The 18,097-nt window shown below is 73.0% G+C and carries 15 protein-coding genes and 1 riboswitch; of the genes, 14 read left to right on the top strand and 1 reads right to left on the bottom strand.

Annotated elements, in window-relative coordinates; genetic code table 11:
• Window positions 1–43 precede the first annotated feature (43 nt).
• The 11 genes from ACPZVR_RS08095 to ACPZVR_RS08045 all read left to right on the top strand — a co-directional run bounded on the left by ACPZVR_RS08095 (window position 44) and on the right by ACPZVR_RS08045 (window position 13,724).
• Window positions 44–1,255, top strand: coding sequence for an oxidoreductase (locus ACPZVR_RS08095; RefSeq protein WP_436699062.1), 1,212 nt, complete (start codon window positions 44–46; stop codon window positions 1,253–1,255).
• A gap of 137 nt (window positions 1,256–1,392) precedes the next feature.
• Window positions 1,393–2,499, top strand: a complete 1,107-nt coding sequence (locus ACPZVR_RS08090) for an NAD(P)H-dependent amine dehydrogenase family protein (protein ID WP_436699061.1) — start codon at window positions 1,393–1,395, stop codon at window positions 2,497–2,499.
• Window positions 2,496–3,320, top strand: coding sequence for an SDR family oxidoreductase (locus ACPZVR_RS08085; RefSeq protein WP_436699060.1), 825 nt, complete (start codon window positions 2,496–2,498; stop codon window positions 3,318–3,320). Before ACPZVR_RS08090 ends, ACPZVR_RS08085 begins: the two co-directional genes overlap by 4 nt.
• Window positions 3,321–3,329: 9 nt before the next feature.
• On the top strand, window positions 3,330–4,400 hold the full coding sequence (locus tag ACPZVR_RS08080; protein WP_436699059.1) for an MBL fold metallo-hydrolase: 1,071 nt from the start codon (window positions 3,330–3,332) through the stop codon (window positions 4,398–4,400).
• Window positions 4,401–4,448: 48 nt separating this feature from the next.
• Window positions 4,449–4,556, top strand: a riboswitch (TPP riboswitch).
• Window positions 4,548–5,618, top strand: coding sequence for a thiamine ABC transporter substrate-binding protein (locus ACPZVR_RS08075; RefSeq protein WP_436699058.1), 1,071 nt, complete (start codon window positions 4,548–4,550; stop codon window positions 5,616–5,618). It overlaps the preceding riboswitch by 9 nt.
• A 160-nt stretch (window positions 5,619–5,778) precedes the next feature.
• A complete protein-coding gene (locus tag ACPZVR_RS08070; RefSeq protein WP_436699057.1) occupies window positions 5,779–7,425 on the top strand; it encodes an ABC transporter permease in 1,647 nt (548 codons plus the stop codon).
• Window positions 7,425–8,462 carry an ABC transporter ATP-binding protein gene (locus tag ACPZVR_RS08065; protein ID WP_436699056.1) on the top strand — a complete coding sequence of 346 codons (1,038 nt, stop codon included), beginning with the start codon at window positions 7,425–7,427 and terminating at the stop codon, window positions 8,460–8,462. The genes ACPZVR_RS08070 and ACPZVR_RS08065 overlap by 1 nt, the downstream gene beginning before the upstream one ends.
• Before the next feature lie 10 nt (window positions 8,463–8,472).
• A complete protein-coding gene (locus ACPZVR_RS08060; RefSeq protein WP_436699055.1) occupies window positions 8,473–9,549 on the top strand; it encodes a phosphatase PAP2 family protein in 1,077 nt (358 codons plus the stop codon).
• A gap of 232 nt (window positions 9,550–9,781) precedes the next feature.
• The gene (locus ACPZVR_RS08055) at window positions 9,782–11,032 is read left to right on the top strand and encodes a C40 family peptidase (protein WP_436699054.1); all 1,251 of its coding nucleotides are present in this window, start codon (window positions 9,782–9,784) and stop codon (window positions 11,030–11,032) included.
• A 32-nt stretch (window positions 11,033–11,064) separates the two neighbouring features.
• A complete protein-coding gene (locus ACPZVR_RS08050; RefSeq protein WP_436699053.1) occupies window positions 11,065–13,044 on the top strand; it encodes an acyl-CoA dehydrogenase family protein in 1,980 nt (659 codons plus the stop codon).
• Window positions 13,041–13,724 carry a class I SAM-dependent methyltransferase gene (locus ACPZVR_RS08045; RefSeq protein ID WP_436699052.1) on the top strand — a complete coding sequence of 228 codons (684 nt, stop codon included), beginning with the start codon at window positions 13,041–13,043 and terminating at the stop codon, window positions 13,722–13,724. Before ACPZVR_RS08050 ends, ACPZVR_RS08045 begins: the two co-directional genes overlap by 4 nt.
• A gap of 144 nt (window positions 13,725–13,868) precedes the next feature.
• On the opposite strand, the gene ACPZVR_RS08040 is transcribed toward ACPZVR_RS08045, so the two are convergent.
• Window positions 13,869–14,357, bottom strand: coding sequence for an inorganic diphosphatase (locus tag ACPZVR_RS08040; protein ID WP_436699131.1), 489 nt, complete (start codon window positions 14,355–14,357; stop codon window positions 13,869–13,871).
• 141 nt (window positions 14,358–14,498) lie between these two features.
• Between ACPZVR_RS08040 and dacB the strand changes: the two genes are divergently transcribed.
• From dacB to tilS, 3 genes are read left to right on the top strand one after another with little or no spacing between them, the layout of a single operon-like run.
• Window positions 14,499–15,959: a D-alanyl-D-alanine carboxypeptidase/D-alanyl-D-alanine endopeptidase gene (gene dacB, locus ACPZVR_RS08035; protein ID WP_436699051.1), complete on the top strand. Its 1,461-nt coding sequence runs from the start codon at window positions 14,499–14,501 to the stop codon at window positions 15,957–15,959.
• A 58-nt stretch (window positions 15,960–16,017) separates the two neighbouring features.
• A complete protein-coding gene (locus tag ACPZVR_RS08030; protein ID WP_436699050.1) occupies window positions 16,018–17,067 on the top strand; it encodes a zinc-dependent metalloprotease in 1,050 nt (349 codons plus the stop codon).
• The gene (tilS, locus tag ACPZVR_RS08025) at window positions 17,067–18,095 is read left to right on the top strand and encodes a tRNA lysidine(34) synthetase TilS (protein WP_436699049.1); all 1,029 of its coding nucleotides are present in this window, start codon (window positions 17,067–17,069) and stop codon (window positions 18,093–18,095) included. Before ACPZVR_RS08030 ends, tilS begins: the two co-directional genes overlap by 1 nt.
• The last annotated feature ends 2 nt before the right edge of the window (window positions 18,096–18,097 follow it).

The raw sequence follows: 18,097 nt of genomic DNA, 5'->3' as shown, positions 1-18,097 counted from the left end.
ATACGACGAGAACGTGTTCTAGGTTGGGGGCTACAGTGCGGGCGTGCCCGCTCCTGACGTCTTCGCTCCGGCCGACCTCGGCCCCGTGCGCCTGCGCAACCGGACGGTCAAGGCCGCGACCTTCGAGGGACGTACGCCGGACGGCGTGGTCACCGACGAGCTGATCGCCTATCACCGGGCGCCCGCGGCCGGCGGCGTCGGCCTCACCACGGTCGCCTATCTCGCCGTCGCGCCCGACGGCCGCACCCACCGCGAGCAGATCGTCGTGGGGGAGCGGACGCTGCCCGGTCTGGCTCGACTGGCCGACGAGATCCACGCGACCGGTGCCGCGATCGCCGGCCAGGTCGGGCATGCGGGTCCGGTCGCCAACGGCCGCTCCAACGGCGTGCCCGCCATCGCAGCGAGCCCGATGCCGAGCCCGCTGTCGATGCAGATGGTCCGCTCCGCCTCCGAGCGCGACCTGACCCGCGTGACCCGTGCGTACGTCGACGCGGCGCGCACGCTGGTCCGGGCCGGCTTCGACGTGCTCGAGCTGCACATGGCGCACTCGTACCTGATCTCGTCCTTCCTCGCTCCCGGCCTCAATCGCCGGCGCGACCGCTGGGGCGGTCCGCTGGAGCGGCGAGCCCGGCTCGCGCGCCAGGTCGCGCGCGTCGTACGCGAGGAGGTGGGGGACGCCGTCGCGGTGACCGCCAAGGTGTCGGTCTCCGACGGCTTCGCCGGAGGCGTGACGACCGCGACGAGCATCGAGCTCGCCCAGCTGCTGGAGGCCGACGGCCATCTGGACGCGCTGCAGCTGTCGGGCGGCTCGTCCCTGATGAACCCGATGTACCTCTTCCGCGGAGGCGCGCCCGTCGCGGAGTTCGCCGCGACCATGCCGCCGCTGGTGCGCTGGGGGATGCGGACCCCGATGGGCCGGGGCTTCCTCAAGCGCTACGACTTCGAGGAGGCGTACTTCCGCGAGAAGGCGCTGCAGATCCGCGCCGCGGTCGGCCTGCCACTGATGCTCCTCGGCGGCGTCAACGAGCTGGCCACCATGCGCCAGGCGATGGCCGACGGCTTCGACTTCGTCGTGATGGGCCGCGCGCTGCTGCGCGAGCCCGACCTGGTCGACCGGCTGCGGACGGGCGCGGCGAGTCGCGGCATCTGCAGCCACTGCAACCGGTGCATGCCGACGATCTACTCGGGCACCCGATGCCCCGAGTGGGCGCCCGGCGAGGTCATCCCCGTGCCGTCGACCGGCTCGGTGGGGTGACATAACGCGAGCTGGGACGAGGAAACTCATGCTGGGACGAGGAAGCTTCCTCGTCCCAGCATGAGTTTCACCGGCCGGCCGGTGAAACTGTCGCGCACCCCTTCCCCAAAACTAGAACTCGTTCTACATTGACCCGCATGTCACAGGTCATCCCCGAGAAGCCGCTGCGCGTCGTCGTCTGGTCCACGGGGACGATCGGCCGCCACGCGATCGTCGGCGTCGACGCCCACCCCGACCTCGAGCTGGTCGGCGTGTGGACGTCGACGGCGGAGAAGCACGGCCAGGACGCCGGCCTGCTGGCCGGTCTCGATCGCGAGCTGGGGATCAAGGCGACCACGGACCGCGACGAGCTGGTCGCGCTCCGCCCGGACTGCATCGTGCACGGCGCGATGACCGACGACCGGGTGTTCGAGTCGATCGCCGACCTCACCGAGCTGATCCGCGACGGCGTCAACGTGGTCTCGTCGGGTCCGGTGATCCTGCTGCACCGCGACGGCACGCTGCCGGCGGAGATGATCGACCAGATCGACGACGCCGGGCGCCAGGGCAACGCCAGCCTGCATGTCAACGGGATCGACCCGGGGTTCGCCAACGACGTGCTCCCGCTGGTGCTCACGAGCCTCAGCCAGCGCATCGACCACGTCAAGGTCAGCGAGATCGCCGACTACTCGACCTACTACCAGCCCGTCGTGATGCGCGACCTGTTCGGCTTCGGGCAGCCGCTCGACGCCACGCCGCTGCTCTGGGAGCCCGGCATCCTGACCACGGCCTGGGGGCCGGTCGTCCGCGTCATCGCCGCCGGGCTCGGCGTCACCCTCGACGAGCCGCTGGTCGAGGAGGTCACCCGCCGCCCCGCGCCGCGTGCCGTCAGCACGGTGTCCCTCGACATCGAGGAGGGCACGATGGGTTCGGTGCTGTTCCGGGTCATCGGCACCGTCGACGGCGTGCCGCGGATCACCCTGGAGCACGTCACCCGCACCGATGCCTCGGCCGAGCCCGACTGGCCCACGCCCGCCGAGGGCGACGGCTGCTACCGGGTGGAGATCACGGGCGAGCCGTGCATGCGGCTCGAGTTCACCCATCACGGCGAGCACGGCGACCACAACGTCTCCGGCATGATCGTCACCGCCCAGCGGCTGATCAACGCGATCCCGGCGGTCGTCGCGGCGAGGCCGGGCTTGGTCACCGCGCTCGACCTGCCGCTCGTCACCGGCCGCGGTCTCGTCACCGGTACGACGCGATGAGCATCCTCGACCGGTTCCGGCTGACCGACCACGTCGCCGTCGTCACCGGCGCCGGCCGTGGGATCGGGGCCGCCACCGCGATCGCCCTCGCCGAGGCCGGTGCGGACGTGGTCATCTCCTCGCGCACGGAGGCGCAGCTGAAGGAGGTGGCGCAGCGGATCGAGGACGCCGGGCGCCGTGTCCTCGTGGTGCCCGCGAACCTCGCGCACACCGAGGAGGTCGCGGGCCTCGCGCAGCAGGCCTTCGACACGTTCGGTCGCCTCGACGTCGTCGTCAACAACGTCGGCGGCACCATCCCGAACGCCTTCCTCGACACCGACGTCGCCTACCTGGAGGAGGCGTTCCACTTCAACGTCGCCACGGCGCACGCGCTCAGCCGCGCCGCCGTGCCGCTGATGCTGGCCTCGGCGGGACAGGGCCGGCAGAAGTCGATCACCTCGATCTCCTCGGCGATGGGGCGCCTGGCCGGGCGCGGCTATCTGGCCTACGGCACCGCGAAGGCCGCACTCGCACACTGGTCCCGCCTCGCCGCCACCGACCTGAACCCGGAGATCCGGGTGAACGGCGTCTTCGTCGGCTCGGTGATGACGAGCGCGCTGGAGTTCGTCGCCGGCGTACCGGAGATGAGGACCCAGCTGGAGGAGGCGACGCCGCTCGGCCGGATCGGCGAGGCCGAGGACATCGCCGCCGCCGTGGTCTATCTGGCCTCGCCGGCCGGGAAGTACGTGACCGGCAAGATGCTCGAGGTCGACGGCGGGATCCAGGAGCCGAACCTCGACCTGCAGCTACCCGATCTCCGACCGGATGTGAATGCCACCTAGAGTGCCATCATGACCACTGGAGGGATCGCCACCGGCCACGCCGTCTCGCCCGACTCCGGTCGGTACTGGTCGGACGAAGGCGCCTGGCAGGTCGCCGAGGGCATCTGGCGGATCCCGCTGCCCCTCCCGATGGACGCGCTCAAGGCCATCAACGTGTACGTCGTGCAGGGCGACGACGGTCTCACGCTGATCGACGGCGGCTGGTCGATCCCGGTCGCGCGCGAGCTGCTCGACAAGAGCCTGCGCTCGATCGACTCCGGCTTCGGTGACATCAAGCGGTTCCTGGTCACCCACGTGCACCGCGACCACTTCACGCTCGCGACCGTCCTCGGCCACGAGTACGGCGCCGAGGTGGTGCTCGGCGCCGAGGAGCAGCCCGCGCTCGAGCTGCTCCACCGCGCCTCCGAGGCCGACCTCGGCGAGAGCCCGTTCCTCGACATGCTGCGCTCCGCGGGCGCCGAGGAGGTCGCCGAGCTGTGGCGCCAGGGGCACGACGGCGCGCTCCCCGACGCCGCCGACTGGGCCTACCCGGATGTCTGGCTCGACGGCGACCGCACCTTCGACATCGGCCGCCGGCAGATCGACGCCGTGCACACCCCGGGCCACACCCCCGGCCACTACGTGTACGCCGACCAGCGCGAGGGGGTCCTGTTCGCCGGAGACCACGTGCTGCCCACGATCACCCCGTCGATCGGCTTCACCGCGCCGCCCGCCGACCAGCCGCTGGGCCAGTTCATGGCCTCGCTTGCGCGGGTCCGCGAGCTGCCCGACCTGCGCATCCTGCCCGCGCACGGCCCGGTGGCGCCGTCGTCATACGCCCGTGTCGACGAGCTGCTCGCCCACCACGAGCATCGCCTCGCGCTGTGCCTGGCCTCGCTCACCGAGCGTGGCGCCGTCACCTCGCTCGTCGTTGCCCGGGACCTCGGCTGGACCCGGCACGAGCGGGCCTTGGGCGAGCTCGACGTCTTCAGTCAGGGCATGGCCGCGATGGAGACCAAGGCCCACCTCGACCTCCTGGTGGCCCGTGGTCAGGCCTCAGCCACGGATCACCCGGACGGCGTCGTCTACACCGCTCTCTGACGGCCCGTGCCCCGTGCGCGGGGCCGCGCCGGGACGGCCTAGACTGGCGGCGTCAGACAGGGGAGCACCCATGGGTGCTGAGAGTGCGGCGCGGGCCGCAGACCCTCCGAACCTGATCCGGTTAGCACCGGCGAAGGGAGTCATCCGATGATGCGTACGCGCATGCGCACCGGCCGCCTCGCCCTGGCGGCCCTCACGTCCTCCGCCCTCCTGGCGAGCGGCTGCTCGCTGATCGGCAGCGAGAGCGACGGCGACGGATCCGAGGCCACCACGGTCACCTTGGTGACCCACGAGTCGTTCGCGATCCCCGACGAGCTCGTGGCGGCGTTCGAGGAGGACACCGGCTACGACCTCAAGATCAGCAAGCTCGAGGACGCCGGCGCGCTGACCAACGAGCTGGTGCTCACGAAGAGCAACCCCGTGGGCGACGTGGTGTTCGGCGTCGACAACACCTTCGCGACCCGCGCGGTCGACGAGGGCGTGTTCGCGTCGTACGCCCCGACGCTGCCCGCGGGCGCCGATGCCTACGAGCTCCCGGGCGACGAGGACGACGCACTCACCCCGATCGACACCGGCAGCGTGTGCGTCAACGTCGACGACGCCTGGTTCGAGGCGAAGGGCGTCCCCGCCCCGGCGACGCTCGACGACCTCACCAAGCCCGCCTACAAGGACCTGTTCGTGATCCCGGGCGCCAGCACCAGCTCGCCCGGCCTGGCCTTCCTGCTCGCGACCATCGGCCGGTACGGCGACGACTGGGCGTCGTACTGGACGAAGCTCGTCGACAACGGCGCCAAGGTCGTCAAGGGCTGGTCGGATGCCTACTACACCGACTTCACGTTCTCCGGCGGCGACCGGCCGATCGTCGTGTCCTACGACTCCTCGCCCGCCTTCACCCTCGACGAGGCCGGGGAGGGCTCCACGACGAGCGCGCTGCTCGACGGCTGCTTCCGGCAGGTGGAGTACGCCGGCGTGCTCGCCGGTGACGGGACCGAGACCGCCGGCGCCCACGCGGTGATCGACTGGCTGCTCTCGCCCGAGGTGCAGGCCGCGCTGCCGGAGTCGATGTACGTCTTCCCCGTCGACGCGGACGTCGAGCTCCCCGCTGACTGGTCGACCTTCGCGAAGCGCCCCGAGCGGACCGAGGAGGTCGCGCCCGCCGAGATCGCGGCGCAGCGCCAGGCGTGGCTGCAGGAGTGGACGGAGATCGTCTCGCGATGATGGCGGGGCGTGCCTGGGAGATGCTGTCCGTCGCGAGCGTCGTCCGGCGCGTGCGATGGCAAAGGCCACTTCGTTCAGACCTCGATGCGCGGGCATACCGGGCGTCTGTCGAGCGTCGGCAACGCCGCCAGCGTGCGTGCCGGGCGGCGCGCAGCAGGGCATGATCTCCCAGGTGCGCCCTGGGCGGCTGGGGCTGGGGCTGCTCGCCGCGGTCCCGGTCGCCGTCGTCGGCGTCTTCTTCGTGCTGCCCGTCGGCGCGATGCTCCAGCGGGGCGTGTGGCCGGACGGATCGTTCGACCCGGGCGCGGTGCTCGACGTGCTGCGCCGACCGCGGACGGGGCGGGTGCTGTGGTTCACGGTGTGGACGAGCACCGTCGCGACGACGATCGCCGTGCTGCTCGGTCTGCCGGCCGCCTACGTCCTGCACCGGCTGCGCTTCCCCGGGCGTGCGCTCGTGCGCACCGCGCTGCTGGTGCCCTTCGTGCTGCCCACCGTCGTGGTGGGCCTGGCGGTGCGCGAGCTGATCGCGGACGCCGGCCTGCTGGGCTTCCTCGGCCTCGACGGCACCCCGGCCGCGATCCTGATCGGGCTGGTCTTCTTCAACGTGGCGGTCGTGATCCGGACCGTGGGCGCGGCCTGGGAGGGCCTGGACCGGCGCCCGGCCGAGGCAGCCGCGGCGCTCGGGGCGACACCGACCCAGGTGTTCCGCACCGTCACCCTCCCGGCGCTGCGGCCCGCGATCGTGTCCGCGGCGAGCGTGGTCTTCCTGTTCTGCGCGACGGCGTTCGGCGTGGTGCTCGTCCTCGGCGGCGTGCGCTACTCGTCGGTGGAGACGGAGATCTACCTGCTCACCGCCGACCTCCTCGACCTGCCCGCCGCGGCGGCGCTGTCGCTCGTGCAGATGCTGGCGGTCGTCGTCCTGCTCGTCGTGGTGGGCCGGCTGCGCGCCGTACCGGACCCGACCGTGCGGCGGGTCGCGGCCTCGCCGACGCGGCCACGGTGGCGAGACGCCCCGGCCCTGGCGGTGACCCTGATGACGCTCGGACTGGTGGCGCTGCCGGTGCTGGCGCTGGTCGTCGGCTCGGTACGCCGCGACGGCCACTGGACGCTCGCGCACTACCGCGCGCTCGCCGGATCGGCCGACGGCCTGCTCCAGGTCTCGGTCACCGACGCCCTGGCAGCCTCGCTCCGGATCGCGCTCGACGCCACCTGGATGTCGCTGTCACTGGGCCTCATCGTGGCCTTCGTGGTGACGCGCACCGTCCGCACCCGCGCGGGGCGGCGGGCCCGGGCGGTGCTCGACGGCCTCTTCATGCTGCCGCTGGGGGTCTCGGCGGTCACGCTCGGCTTCGGCTTCCTCATCGCGCTCGACCAGCCCCCGCTCGACCTGCGGGCCAGCCCGGTCCTGGTGCCGATCGCCCAGGCGCTCGTGGCGCTGCCGTTGGTGGTCCGGGTGCTGGTGCCGGTGCTCGCGGGCATCGACGACCGCCAGCGGCAGGCGGCCGCGTCGCTCGGGGCCGGCCCGGTGCGCACCCTGCTGACGGTCGACCTCGCCGTCGTCTGGCGGCCGCTGCTGGCCGCCGCGGGCTTCGCCTTCGCGGTCTCGCTGGGGGAGTTCGGTGCCACCTCGTTCATCGTGCGTCCGGCGGAGCCGACCCTGCCGGTCGTGATCTACCGTCTGCTCGGCCATCCCGGCGCCCTCAACTACGGCACCGCGATGGCGGCCTCGGTGGTGCTCGCCGCCGTCACCGCCGGTGTCATCCTCGTCGTCGAACGGCTGCGTGTGCCGGGAGTAGGAGCCTGGTGATGCTCGACCTGCGGGGAGTCACCGTCACGTTCGGCGGGGCCACGGCCGTCGACCGCGTCGACCTGAGCGTCGCGGACGGCGCCGTGCTCGCCGTCCTCGGCCCGTCGGGCTGCGGGAAGTCGACGCTGCTGCGCGCCGTCGCCGGTCTCGAGCCGCTCGCCGCGGGCCGGATCGCGTGGGACGGCGCCGACCTCGCCGGCACACCCACCCACCGGCGCGGGTTCGCGCTGATGTTCCAGGACGGCCAGCTCTTCGACCATCTCACCGTGGCCCGCAACGTCGGGTACGCACGCCGCCTGCAGGGCGTCTCGCGGTCCGTCGTCCGCACCGAGGTCGCCGACCTGCTCGACCTCGTCGGCCTCGGCGGGTACGCCGACCGCCTGCCGCGCACGCTGTCCGGCGGCGAGCGGCAGCGGGTCGCGCTGGCCCGCTCGCTCGCGGCGCGCCCCCGGCTGCTGCTGCTCGACGAGCCGCTCAGCGCCCTCGACACCGGCCTGCGCGGCCGCCTGGCCGCGGACCTGCGCCGGATCCTCGTCGCGTCCGGTACGACGGCGCTGCTGGTCACCCACGACCAGGACGAGGCCTTCGCGGTGGCCGACCGGCTGGCCGTGATGCGGGACGGCCGCATCGTCCAGGAGGGCGCGACCGGTGACGTCTGGGCGCACCCGGCCGACGCCGACACCGCCCTCTTCCTCGGCTACGGCCGGGTGCTCGAGGGCGAGGCCGCGGCCACCCTGCTGCGCCGTGCCGGACTGCCGTCCACCGCGGGCGCGGTGGCGCTGCGGCCCACCGCGGTGTGGGCCGGTCCGGACCCGAGCGAGGGCGGGAGCGGGATCCCGGCCGTCGTCCGCAGCTTCCGCCCGGCCCCCGACGCCGGCCGGCTCGTGGTCGCCGTCGAGGGCGTGGGCGAGCTGGACGCCGTCGGTGCGCCGGGGTGGGTCACGCAGCCCGGCCGGCGCGTCGTCGTACGTGTCGAACGGCACGCGATCGCCGTCCTGACGGGCGGTGCCACGAACCCCGCTGGTGGCGCACCGTAGGATCCGTCGGGTGTATCGCCGCGCCTACACCCTCCTCATCGGCACGGCCGCGCTCATGCTGGGCCTCGCTGTCTTCACCGCGTGGAAGCTCGATCGCCGGCTCCTCGATCCTGAGGGGAGCTTCCTCGGACCGTCCTACATCCGGCTCCCGCTGCTCCTCTTCGGCGCCCTGCTGCTCGACCTGCTGCCGCTGGCGCTGTGGAAGGCGCACGGCCGGCCCAGCCGGGTGGTCCCGGTCGTGCGGGAGCGGCTGAAGACGCACTGGACCAAGGAGCGCGCGACGCTGGTCGCGATCGGCGTCATCAGCTTCTACCTGACCTACGTCAGCTACCGGAACCTCAAGTCGTTCCTGCCCTTCGTGCGCTCGGACCCCGACGCCGAGCCCGGGGTGGTCAAGGCGCTGTCCTACGACCGCGAGCTGCACATCATGGACCGGGTCATGTTCTTCGGCCACGACCCCAGCGACGTGCTGCACGCGGTCTTCGGCACCAGCCTCACGGCCCACGTGCTCTCTCCGATCTACCTGATGTTCCTGCCGCTGGTGCCGCTCGGCCTGACCGCCTGGCTGGTGTGGTCGCGCAACCTCTCCTTCGGCTACTGGTTCGTGACCTCCCAGTGCCTGGCCTGGTCGCTCGGCACGCTGTCCTACTACCTGCTGCCGACCCTCGGCCCGGGCATCGCGTTCTGGCCGGAGTACACCTCGCTCGCGCACACCGGCACGACGGACCTGATGGACAGCATCGTCAACGCACGCGGCAACGTGCTCTACGGCGGCGCCACGCAGTCGGTGAACTCGATCGCCGGCTTCGCCAGCCTGCACACCGCGATCACGCTGCTCATCGCGCTGATGGTGCAGTACACGCTCCACTCGAAGGTGCTGAAGTGGATCTTCTGGGTCAACTTCGGTCTCACCGTGATCGCCACGCTGTACTTCGGCTGGCACTACGTCGCCGACGACCTCGCCGGCATCGCCATCGCGATCGTCGCCTTCTACGTCGGCGGCATCGCCAGCGGGCAGAAGTTCGACCGGCATCTGCACTCGCATCCCACGACGACCACGTCGAAGGTTCCTGTCGACGTCGATTGAGGTCGGGCGCGAAATGAGTTTCACCGGCCGGCCGGTGAAACTCACGCTGGGACGAGGAAACTTCCTCGTCCCAGCGTGAGTTTTGTCGTCCCGGTCGGGCAGTTTTCCCCAGGCGGCAGGCAACCTGGCGCGAATGACAACGATGTAGTTCGTCAAGACGACACGCCGGTGGCCAGTGAGATTTTTGAGATTTCTGTTTCGCATGTGACGAAAGCGCACTACGGTGACGCAAGTGCGTTCTCCCAGCCTCGGTTCCGGACTGCTCGCCCTCGTCGTGACGGCGGTGGTCTGTATCCCCGGGGCTCAGGCGGATCCGCCCGCCGACCCGGCCGCCCCGGCCGTGCCGAGCGCCCCGACCGCCGCCGACGTGCAGGCGGCCCAGGAGCGGGCCGGCGCCGCGGAGGGGGATGTGGCCGCGATCCGGCAGCGGCTCACCGAGGCCGCGGCGCGACTCGACGCCGCGACCGTCCGCGCCGCGAAGGCGACCGAGGCGTGGAACGGGGCCCGCTGGACCGCCCGCACCGCGCGCGCCACCGCGCGCCAGGCCGTGGCGGACGCCGCCGCGGCGAGCCAGACCCTGGCCGAGCACAAGGCGGCCTTCCGCGACGCGGTCATCACCGCGCAGGGCATGGGGCTGGAGCTGTCGATGGTGGAGGCGATCGTCGACGCCCAGGGCATCGACACCCTGCTCGAGGAGTCGGCGGCCAGCGACCACATCGCGGCGCTCTTCGACCAGCGCCGGGCCGCGTACGTCGCGGCGGCCGATGCCGCGGCGACCGCGGCCGAGACCGCCACCACCGCGTCCGCGGAGGCCGACGAGGCCCTCGCCGCCGCGCGGGCGGCCCGCGACGCCGCCCGGGCCGCCGCGGGCGACGCGGCCGCGATCACACAGCGGATCGAGGCGCGTCGTACCCGACTGGTGCGGCGGCTGGCCCGGCTCCAGGGGGTCAGCGTCGCCGTGGCGCGCGCCCACCAGGCTGCAGTCGACGCCGAGGCGGCCGCGCAGGCAGCGGCCGCGGCCCAGGCCGCCCAGGAAGCCCACGCCGCCCACGACGCCGAGCACGCGAAGAGCGTCACCGGGCCCGAGGACGATGCCCCGGCGACTCCCGCGCCCGCCCCCGGAGGCGGCGCCTCGGCGGCCATCGCCTTCGCCCGCGCCCAGCTCGGCGAGCCCTACCGCTGGGGTGCCGCGGGCCCGGGCGCGTGGGACTGCTCCGGCCTCGTCGCACAGGCGTGGGCGACGGGCGGGAAGACGCTGCCGCACTACTCCGTCGCGCAGTACGAGCAGTCCACGCCGATCGGTCGCGACGAGCTCCGGCCCGGCGACCTGGTGTTCTGGTCCGACGGCGGCCCGGGCGAGATCTTCCACGTCGCGCTCTACGCCGGGGACGGCCGGATCATCCACGCCCCGCGCACCGGTCGCCCGGTGAGCGAGGAGTCGATCGACTACTGGCGCACCCCGGACTTCTACGCGCGGCCCTGACCGGCCTTCCGCCGATCCACTAGGTTCGCCTCATGGCCGAGGAGTCCACCGCGACCGCGCCCCCCGAGCTGAGCGTCGACGTCGCCGCGCTGACGGCGCTGCTCGACGGGAGGTACGCCGACGTCCGCCGCACCGTGCGCGAGCTGCTGCCGGCGTACGCGGCCGTCCTCGAGGACGCCGAGACGATGCCGCGGGCGGAGTTCCGCGAGCGGGTCCTGGAGGTGGTGCTGGAGATGGCCGGCACCGGGGCGGCGGCGATGGGCTTCCCGAAGGAGTACGGCGGCGGGGGCGACATCGGCGCCTCGATCGCCGCCTTCGAAACCCTCGCGTACGGCGACCTGTCGGTGCTCGTCAAGGTGGGGGTGCAGTTCGGCCTGTTCGGCGGCGCGATCCTGCAGCTCGGCACCGAGCGCCACCACGACGCCTACCTGGCCGACGTGGTGAGTGGTCGCCTGCTCGGCTGCTTCGCGATGACCGAGACCGGCCACGGCAGCAACGTCCAGGCGCTCGGCACCGTCGCCACCTACGACCCGGAGACGGGCACCTTCGTCCTCACGACGCCGACGCCCGAGGCGGGCAAGGACTACATCGGCAACGCCGCCGCCCACGCGCGGGTGGCCGTCGTGTTCGCCCAGCTGGAGGTGGCCGGCGAACGGCACGGCGTGCACGCGCTCGTCGTACCCCTGCGCGACGAGAACGGCGCGACCCTGCCCGGCGTCCGGATCGAGGACGACGGTCCCAAGATGGGCCTCAACGGCGTCGACAACGGCCGGATCTGGTTCGACGGCGTCCGGGTGCCGCGCGAGGCGCTCCTCAACCGGTTCGCGGACGTCACCGAGGACGGCACCTACGTCAGTGACATCGAGAGCCCGGGCCGTCGGTTCTTCACGATGCTCGGCACCCTGGTCCAAGGACGCGTCTCGGTCGGTGCGGCGGGCGTGAGCACGGCGAAGACCGCCCTGACCATCGCGGTGCGCTACGGCCTGCGGCGCCGGCAGTTCGAGACCGGCACCGACGACGGCGGCGCGGAGCAGCTGCTGCTCGACTACGGACTGCACCAGCGGCGGCTGTTCCCGCGGTTGGCGCGGACCTACGCGCTCCACTTCGCCCAGGAGGTGCTGGCCGGGGAGCTGCACGACGTGTTCTCGGGCGTCCGCACCGACGAGGAGACCCGGCGGCTGCTGGAGTCCCGGGCGGCCGGCACCAAGGCGCTGACGACCTGGCACGCGACCGACACGATCCAGGAGTGTCGTGAGGCGTGCGGCGGCGCCGGCTACCTCGCGGTCAACCGGTTCGCCGCGCTCAAGGCCGACACGGACGTGTTCACGACCTTCGAGGGCGACAACCACGTGTTGCTCCAGCTGGTCGGGAAGGGACTGCTGACCGACTACGCGAGCGACTTCTCCGACCTCGACCAGCTCGGGATGGTGCGCTTCGTCGCCGGTCTCGCGGTCGACACGGTGCTGGAGCGGACCCGGGTGCACCGGCTCTTCGAGCAGATCCGGGACGCGCTGCCGGGCGGACGGGACGACTGGCACACCGACAGCGGCCTGCGCGACCCCAACTACCACCTGGCGATGTACCGCTTCCGCGAGGAGCACCTGATCGGCGGCGTCGCGCGCCGGCTCAAGCACGGTGTCGACTCCGGCATGAGCCCGGGCGAGGTCTTCTCCCGGGTGCAGGACCACGTCATCGCCGCGGCCCGCGCGCACGTGGAGCGGTTGGTGCTGGAGGCGTTCGTGGCGAAGGTCGCGGAGCTGCCCGACGACAGCGGCGACCTCAAGCTGGTCCTCAACCTCCTGTGCGACCTGCACGCGCTGTCCGGCATCGAGGCCGACCGCGGCTGGTTCATCGAGCACGGCCGACTCAACACCCAGCGCTCCAAGGCCATCACCAGCGAGGTCGCCGACCTGTGTCGCCGGGTGCGCCCGATCGCGCGCGAGCTCGTCGACGCGTTCGCCGTACCGGAGGCCCTGCTGCGCGCCCCCGCACTCATCGGAGAAGGCGCATGATCCGTGCCGCCCTGGCCCACGTGCCCGGACTCGGTGGGTGGTCCGACGACCCGCTGTGGGCCTCGTTCTACGACTGGACCGTCGAGCACCCGACCGCGGGAGGCGCGCTGTGGCGGCTCGGCGTCAACAGCGACCTGCGCCTGCTCTACCGCGCCGCCGACGAGATCGGCCGGCAGCCCGCCGGCGCCCGGATCCTCGACATCCCCTGCGGGGGCGGTGTGGCGCTGCGCGGCCTGCGCCGCGGCCAGGGCGTCGAGTACGTCGCCGGCGACATCGCGCGGACCATGCTGGATCGCACCCTGCGGGTGGCCGAGCGGCGCGGCGTCGCCGATCAGGTCGTGCCGCGGATCGCCGACGTCGGTGACCTGCCGTTCGAGGACGCCTCGTTCGACCTCGTCGTGACCTTCACCGGCCTGCACTGCTTCCCCGACCCGCACCGCGCGGTCGTGGAGATGTCCCGGGTGCTGCGCCCGGGCGGCGTCCTCACCGGGAGCGCCCTCCTCAACGACACCGGCCTGCGCTTCGAGCCGCTGCGTCAGGCCGGCCGGGTCGCCGGGCTGCTCGGCCCCGGCTGCACGAGCGCCGACCTCGAGAGCTGGTTCGCCGGCGAGGGCGTCGCCGACCTGGTGATCGAGCGCAGTGGCGCGATCGCCTACTTCCGCGGGGTCAAGCGCGGCTGACGCGGGGGTGAGTGCGGCAGCGGAGCGCCGTTCCGGCGTGTTCGGCGCGCTGCTGATTCGCTTGTAACTACGTGTTATTGCTACTACCCGGGTGCTGTTGCGCCGGTTTTCGTGCTGTAACACTTAGTTACATGAGCGTCGAGGTCAGTGACCCGAGGTCTTGAACCGCTCGAAGGACGCGGCGATCTCGGCCTCGGCCTCGGTGCGACCGACCCAGTCGGCGCCCTCGACGGACTTGCCCGGCTCGAGGTCCTTGTAGACCTCGAAGAAGTGCTGGATCTCGAGACGGTCGAAGTTCGGCACGTGGTTGATGTCGCGCAGGTGCTCCATGCGGGGGTCGCCCGCGGGCACGCAGAGGACCTTGTCGTCGCCGCCGGCCTCGTCGGTCATCCGGAACATGCCGATCGCGCGGCACTTGATCAGGCAGCCGGGGAAGGTCGGCTCCTGGAGCAGCACGAGCGCGTCGAGCGGGTCGCCGTCCTGGCCGAGCGTGTCCTCGATGTAGCCGTAGTCGGCGGGGTACATCGTCGAGGTGAAGAGGAAGCGGTCCAGACGCATCCGCCCGCTCTCGTGGTCGACCTCGTACTTGTTGCGGCTCCCCTTGGGGATCTCCACGAGGACGTCGAACTCCAGCACTGGCTTCCTCCACACGATCTCGGCCCGGAAAGGGTCTGGCGCGGACGTCCTCGCGGGAGCCCTCGAGCGAGCCCGGCGCCGATGTACGCGTCATTGTCCCGCACAATGTCCCGGAACGCGCAGTCGGGGAGGAGAACCGTGGGCAAGAGGGACCGGGAGCGGGGCGCCGGGCGGGTCCGGCGGATGCTCGTCGGCGTGCTGGTGCTCGCGCTGCTGGCCGGCGCGGGCGTCGCCTGGCAGACCGGCTGGGCCGAGCGGTGGTGGGATGAGCTGCGCGCCGACGCGGGTACGCCGGACCCGGCCGCCGTCGCCCCGCCATCGACCGTCGACATCCCGCCGGTCGTCGTCCCCGCCGCGCTCGCACCCGCCGCCGACGGGGCGGCCGCGCTCGACCCGGCCGCCGTGCGGCAGGCGCTGGCGCCGCTCGACTCGCCCGACCTCGGTCGCCACGTGATCGCCGCCGTCGGCCCGCTGGAGGGGACCGGCCTGACCTACGAGGCCGCCGAGGGCGCCGGCGTGGCGATCCCCGCGTCGACCACGAAGGTCGTCACCGCGGCCGCGGCCCTGTTCCTCCTCGGCCCGGAGCGCACCTTCGCGACGACCACCGTCCTCGACACGTCCGGTACGACGCCGCGGCTGGTGCTCGTCGGCGGCGGCGACCCGCTGCTGGCCCGCTCGCCGGGCCGGCCGGCCGGCGGGGCGACGTACGACCCCGCGCGCGCCGACGTCCGCACCCTCGCGAAGCGCACGGCCCGCGCCCTGCGGCGGTCCGGCGTCACGACCGTCGAGCTCGGGTTCGACGACGGGCTGTTCTCCGGTCCGTCCGTGCATCCGAGCTGGAAGCCGGAGTACATCCCCGACGAGGTGAACCCGGTGAGCGCGCTGTGGGTCGACGAGGGGCGTGCGCTGCCCGGCCGGGGCGCCGTCGCGGACCCCGCGCTGGAGGCGGCGACGGCCTTCGCGCAGGCCCTCGCCCGCCGCGGCGTCACCGTGACCGGCGGCCCGACCCGCGGTGCCGCGCCTGCCGGCGGCACCGAGGTCGGCCGGGTCACCAGCCCGACGGTCGCGCAGATCGTGCAGCGGCTGATCGAGGTCAGCGACAACGCCGCCGCCGAGGTGCTGCTGCGCCACGCCGGGATCGCCGACCAGGGCGACGGCTCCTTCGCCGGCGGCCAGCGCGCCGTCGAGCGGGCTCTGGTCGCCAACGGCATCGACCTGCGGGGTTCGGTGCTGTACGACGGCAGCGGCCTCTCCCGCGACAACCGGCTCGCGCCCGGCGTACTCGTCGACGTGCTGCGACTCGCCGCCTCGGCCGACCACCCCCAGCTGCGACCGCTGCTGACCGCGCTCCCCGTGGCCGGCTACACCGGCTCCCTCACCGACCGCATGGACCTCGGTCCCGCCGCCGGCCGCGGCCGGGTCCGCGCCAAGACCGGCACCCTCACCGGCGTGACGACGCTCGCGGGCATCGCCGTCGACGCCCACGGCCACCTGATGGCCTTCGCGCTCATGGCCGACCGGGTCAAGAAGGTCAAGGGCCTCCCCGCGCGCGTCGCGATGGACAACGCCGCCGCCGGTCTCGGGGCCTGCCTCTGCTGACCCGCGCGAGGAGCCGGAGCCTGGGCCCTGGCTGGGGCCGACGGCCTAGGCTTCCGACATGACCGCACCCGCCGCGCACCTGCCTCCGATGATCGACTGGGGCCTCGCCGTGTCGCTCGGGTCCCGGCTCGCGGGCGACGGGCCCGTGGTGAGTCGTGCCGAGGCCGACGAGGCCGTCGCCGAGCTCCGGGCGGGAGCGCACCGCTCGACGGGCCTGGTCCGGGAGTTCACGGGCCTCGACGCGCCGGAGGGCACCGCGCCGATCCTCGTCGTCGACCGGCCGGGCTGGGTCCAGGCCAACGCGGAGGGCTTCGCGGTGGCGACCCGACCGATGATCGAGAAGCTCGCGGCGAGCAAGCCGCCCAGCGGGATCGGCCTCAAGGTCGGCGCGAAGGTCACCGGCGCCGAGGTCGGGGGACTGCTGGGGTTCCTGGCGGGCAAGGTGCTCGGTCAGTTCGACCCGTTCCACGAGCCGTACGGCCGGCTGCTGCTGGTCGCCCCCAATATCGTCCACGTCGAGCGCGAGCTCGATGTCGACCCCCACGACTTCCGGCTGTGGGTGTGCCTGCACGAGGAGACGCACCGGGTCCAGTTCACCGCGGTGCCGTGGATGCGCGAGCACCTGTTCTCCGAGATCCGTGCCATCAGCGACACCGTGGAGCCGTCCAGCCTCCTCGACGACGGCCTGGAGCGGGTCGTCGAGGCGATCAAGGCCGGTCGCAACGGGGGCAGCATCGTCGAGATGTTCAGCAGCCCGGAGCAGCTGGCCGTCATCGACCGGGTCACCGGGATGATGTCGCTGTTGGAGGGTCACGCCGACGTCGTGATGGACGACGTGGGTCCGTCCGTGATCCCCAGCGTCGCCCAGATCCGCCGGAGGTTCACGAAGCGTCGCCAGGGCGTCGGCGCCCTCGACCGGCTGCTGCGACGCCTGCTCGGGCTCGAGGCGAAGATGGCGCAGTACCGCGACGGCGCCCACTTCGTCCGCGCGGTCGTCGACAAGGTCGGCATGGACGAGTTCAACGCCGTGTGGGCCGGCCCGGAGAACCTGCCGAGCAAGGCCGAGCTGAGCGACCCCGACGGCTGGGTCAAGCGCGTCCTGGCCTGATGGGCCTCCATCCCGCGATCGCCTCCGTCCGACAGGGCGTACGCCGGTCGCTGGCGGACCTCGATCCCGGAGCCACGGCGCTGGTGGCGTGCTCGGGTGGAGCGGACTCGCTCGCCCTGCTGGCCGCCACGGTCTTCGAGGGGCACAAGGCCGGTCTGCGGGTGATCGGCGCGACCGTCGACCACGGCCTGCAGGAGGGCTCCGCCGAGCACGCCGGCCGGGTGGTCGCCCAGATGGCGGAGCTGGGCGCCGACGAGACCGCGACCGCCCGGGTCCGGGTCGAGCCGGCCGGGCTGGGAGTCGAGGCGGCCGCCCGTCGCGCCCGGTACGCCGTGCTGGAGCAGCTGCGCACCCACGCCGGCGCGGCCGTCGTCCTGCTCGGCCACACCCGCGACGACCAGGCCGAGACGGTGCTGCTCGGCCTGGCGCGCGGGTCCGGCGGCCGCAGCCTCGCGGGCATGCGCCGCGGCTTCGACCACTACCGGCGGCCCCTGCTCGACGTCGCCCGCGCGGACACGGTCGCCGCCTGCCTGGCCGACGGCATCGCGTTCTGGGACGACCCCCACAACAGCGATCCGGGCTTCGCCCGGGTCCGGGTGCGGCAGCGGGTGCTGCCGGTCCTGGAGGAGGAGCTCGGCCCGGGCGTCGCGGCGACGCTCGCCCGCACGGCGGACCAGGTCCGCGCCGACGTCGAGGCGTTGGACGCCCTCGCCGCGTCGCTCTACGACCGGATCCGCGCGCAACGTCAGGCGTCCGCTGGGCCGGACCCCGCGGATCGAGTGACGTCGCCCGCGGAGGTCCCGCTGGCCGAGCTGGACGCGCAGCCCCGCGCGATCGCGACCCGGGTGCTCCGGCTGGCCGCGCTCGACGCCGGCGCGCTCGACGCCGAGCTGTTCCACGTGCATGTGACGGCGCTCGCGGAGCTGGCCGCCGGGGGGATCCGCGGGGAGGTGCAGCTGCCGGGCCACGTCACGGCATACCGCGACCGCGCCCACCTCCGGTTCCGGACCACGCCTGTGGCAGGCTGACG

The sequence above is a fragment of the Nocardioides segetis genome (genome assembly GCF_051390595.1).
Lineage (GTDB): Bacteria > Actinomycetota > Actinomycetes > Propionibacteriales > Nocardioidaceae > Nocardioides.
The sequence above is the reverse complement of the archived record's forward strand: the minus strand, read 5'-3'. Positions and strand labels throughout refer to the sequence as shown.

Bases quoted from the DNA above. Each gene is read 5' to 3' on its own strand.
- ACPZVR_RS08065 (WP_436699056.1), top strand. From the start codon at position 7,425: ATGCTCGACCTGCGGGGAGTCACCGTCACGTTCGGCGGGGCCACGGCC.
- ACPZVR_RS08075 (WP_436699058.1), top strand. From the start codon at position 4,548: ATGATGCGTACGCGCATGCGCACCGGCCGCCTCGCCCTGGCGGCCCTC.
- ACPZVR_RS08090 (WP_436699061.1), top strand. From the start codon at position 1,393: ATGTCACAGGTCATCCCCGAGAAGCCGCTGCGCGTCGTCGTCTGGTCC.
- ACPZVR_RS08070 (WP_436699057.1), top strand. From the start codon at position 5,779: ATGATCTCCCAGGTGCGCCCTGGGCGGCTGGGGCTGGGGCTGCTCGCC.
- tilS (WP_436699049.1), top strand. From the start codon at position 17,067: ATGGGCCTCCATCCCGCGATCGCCTCCGTCCGACAGGGCGTACGCCGG.
- ACPZVR_RS08080 (WP_436699059.1), top strand. From the start codon at position 3,330: ATGACCACTGGAGGGATCGCCACCGGCCACGCCGTCTCGCCCGACTCC.
- ACPZVR_RS08030 (WP_436699050.1), top strand. From the start codon at position 16,018: ATGACCGCACCCGCCGCGCACCTGCCTCCGATGATCGACTGGGGCCTC.
- ACPZVR_RS08045 (WP_436699052.1), top strand. From the start codon at position 13,041: ATGATCCGTGCCGCCCTGGCCCACGTGCCCGGACTCGGTGGGTGGTCC.
- ACPZVR_RS08050 (WP_436699053.1), top strand. From the start codon at position 11,065: ATGGCCGAGGAGTCCACCGCGACCGCGCCCCCCGAGCTGAGCGTCGAC.
- ACPZVR_RS08085 (WP_436699060.1), top strand. From the start codon at position 2,496: ATGAGCATCCTCGACCGGTTCCGGCTGACCGACCACGTCGCCGTCGTC.